At 69.0% G+C, this 2,255-nt stretch carries 4 protein-coding genes; all 4 read left to right on the top strand.

What is annotated here, in order from left to right; all coding sequences use genetic code 11:
- Positions 1–185 (top strand): OsmC family protein (locus tag JOY90_RS14680; RefSeq protein WP_291691839.1); only part of this gene is annotated, 185 nt, incomplete at its 5' end.
- 18 nt (positions 186–203) lie between these two features.
- Positions 204–1,154 carry a 4-hydroxythreonine-4-phosphate dehydrogenase PdxA gene (gene pdxA / locus JOY90_RS14675; protein ID WP_291691840.1) on the top strand — a complete coding sequence of 317 codons (951 nt, stop codon included), beginning with the start codon at positions 204–206 and terminating at the stop codon, positions 1,152–1,154.
- A complete protein-coding gene (locus JOY90_RS14670; RefSeq protein WP_291691838.1) occupies positions 1,151–1,864 on the top strand; it encodes a pyridoxine 5'-phosphate synthase in 714 nt (237 codons plus the stop codon). Before pdxA ends, JOY90_RS14670 begins: the two co-directional genes overlap by 4 nt.
- Before the next feature lie 47 nt (positions 1,865–1,911).
- Positions 1,912–2,160 carry a hypothetical protein gene (locus tag JOY90_RS14665; RefSeq protein WP_291691837.1) on the top strand — a complete coding sequence of 83 codons (249 nt, stop codon included), beginning with the start codon at positions 1,912–1,914 and terminating at the stop codon, positions 2,158–2,160.
- Positions 2,161–2,255: the final 95 nt, after the last annotated feature.

Raw genomic sequence — 2,255 nt, 5'->3', positions numbered from 1 at the left:
TGATTGAAGAGAGCTCGGGCGGCGGGCGTTTCACCGAGGTCGTGCTGCAGCCGGAGATCACGGTCAGCGCCGGCGCGGACCTCGAGCGCGCCCGCGCGCTGCACGAAGAGGCGCATCGGAAGTGCTTCATCGCCAATTCGGTGAACTTCCCGGTCCGGCACGAGCCGGTGTTCAAGCAGGCCTGATCCGTGCTGGCGCTCACGATGGGCGACCCGGCCGGCATCGGCGGCGAGCTGACGCTCAAGGCCTGGGCAGCGCTGCGCGGCGGCGGGCCAGCGTTTGCGGTGCTCGACGACCCGGCCCGCCTGCGTGCCATCGATGACAGCGTGCCGTTGCAGCCTATTAGTAAGATCGAGGAGGCGGACGGCGTGTTCGCCGGCGCGCTGCCGGTGCTCGCGACGCCGCTAGCCACGCCCCCTACGCCCGGCCAGCCGGATCCGGCCAATGCCGGCGCGGTGCTCGCCAGCATCGAGGAGGCGGTCCGGATGGCCCAATCCGCCCGCGCCCGCGCCGTCGTCACCAATCCGATCAGCAAGGCGACGCTGTATCAGGCCGGATTCCCGCATCCCGGCCACACGGAGTTCCTGGCCGCGCTGACCGGGGCGGCGCATCCGGTGATGATGCTGGCCAACCACCACCTGCGAGTGGTGCCGGTCACGGTGCATGTCGGGTTGCGCGCCGCATTGGACATGCTGTCCACCGACATGATCGCGACCGTCGCGCGCATCACGGCACACTCGCTGCGCGCCCAGTTTGGGATTTCCCGCCCGCGCCTGGCGCTCGCTGGGCTCAACCCGCACGCCGGCGAGGGCGGCGCCATGGGGCATGAGGAGGAGACGATCATCGAACCCGCCAAGCGGCAGCTCCGCCGGGACGGCATCGACGTGTCCGGCCCCTACCCACCGGACACGATGTTCACGCCAGCCGCGCGGTCCGGCTACGATGCCGCGATCTGCATGTATCACGACCAAGCCTTGATACCGCTCAAGACGCTCGACATGGCAACCGGCGTGAACGTAACGCTCGGCCTGCCCATCATCCGCACCTCGCCCGATCACGGCACGGCCTTCGACATCGCGGGGCAAAACCGGGCCGACGCGAGTAGCCTCATCGCGGCCTTGCGAATGGCCGACCAGATGGGGCGCCAGCGATGACGATCCGGCTCGGCGTCAACGTCGATCACGTCGCGACAATTCGCAACGCCCGAGGCGGCGCGCACCCCGACCCGTTCGCGGCGGCGCTGGTGGCGGTCGGAGCCGGCGCGGACGGCATCACCGTCCACTTGCGCGAGGACCGGCGCCACATCAAGGACACCGACCTCGAGCGCATCGCGTCCTCGCCGGAGATCCGGCTGAACATGGAAATGGCGGCAACCGACGAGATGGTCGGGATCGCGCTTCGCCTGCGCCCCGCCGCGTGCTGCCTCGTGCCGGAGCGGCGTGCGGAAGTGACGACGGAAGGAGGGCTCGACGCCGCAGGTCAGGCGAACGCGCTGGAGACACCGATCCGTTCGCTGCGGCAGGCCGGCATCCGCGTCTCCCTGTTCCTCGACCCTGATCCGGTGCAGCTCGAGGCGGCCGCCCGGCTTGGCGCCGAGGTGGTCGAACTGCATACCGGGTCGTATGCGGAGGGACGCGACGGCGAGCTGGAGCGGCTGCGCACGGGTGCGGCGACGCTGCGCGGCCTCGGGCTCGAGTGCCACGCCGGCCACGGACTGACTTACGCAAACGTGTCCCCGGTCGCCGCCATCCCCGAGGTGATGGAGCTGAACATCGGGCATTTCCTGGTCGGCCAATCCGTGATGGACGGGCTTCCGGGCGTGGTGAAGCGCATGAAGGCGATCATGCTAGCGGCTCGGGGCTGAAACCGCCTCGCCGTTGCGGCGCTCCTGCTGCGGGACAGGAGGATGCCATGGCAGAGAAAGATCAAGACAAGCGTGACAAGGCGCTGGACCTGACCGAGGCCGCGCTCGATGCGCTGGATAGCGGGGATGAGAAGAAGGCCGACAAGCTGATCGACGAGGCGAAAAAACTCGATCCATCCGCTGTGGAAGAGGTCGTCCACGATCTCGAGGAAGCCGAGCACACCAGCATGGCCGCCGAGGCCGACGACGACCTCGGCGAGGATGTCGAAGAGAAGGACGAGGAAGCGGCGGGCTAGCCGCCCTTACCCTCCACGCGGGTGCGCCCGCGCCCATACATTGTGCAGCGAAGCCGCGTCCACGTCGGTGTAGCGCTGCGTCGTGGACAGGCTGG

This window comes from Bradyrhizobium sp. (genome assembly GCF_019242285.1).
GTDB lineage: Bacteria > Pseudomonadota > Alphaproteobacteria > Rhizobiales > Xanthobacteraceae > Bradyrhizobium.
This window is presented reverse-complemented; position numbering and strand designations above follow the sequence as displayed.

Bases quoted from the DNA above. Each gene is read 5' to 3' on its own strand.
- pdxA (WP_291691840.1), top strand. From the start codon at position 204: ATGGGCGACCCGGCCGGCATCGGCGGCGAGCTGACGCTCAAGGCCTGG.
- JOY90_RS14670 (WP_291691838.1), top strand. From the start codon at position 1,151: ATGACGATCCGGCTCGGCGTCAACGTCGATCACGTCGCGACAATTCGC.
- JOY90_RS14665 (WP_291691837.1), top strand. From the start codon at position 1,912: ATGGCAGAGAAAGATCAAGACAAGCGTGACAAGGCGCTGGACCTGACC.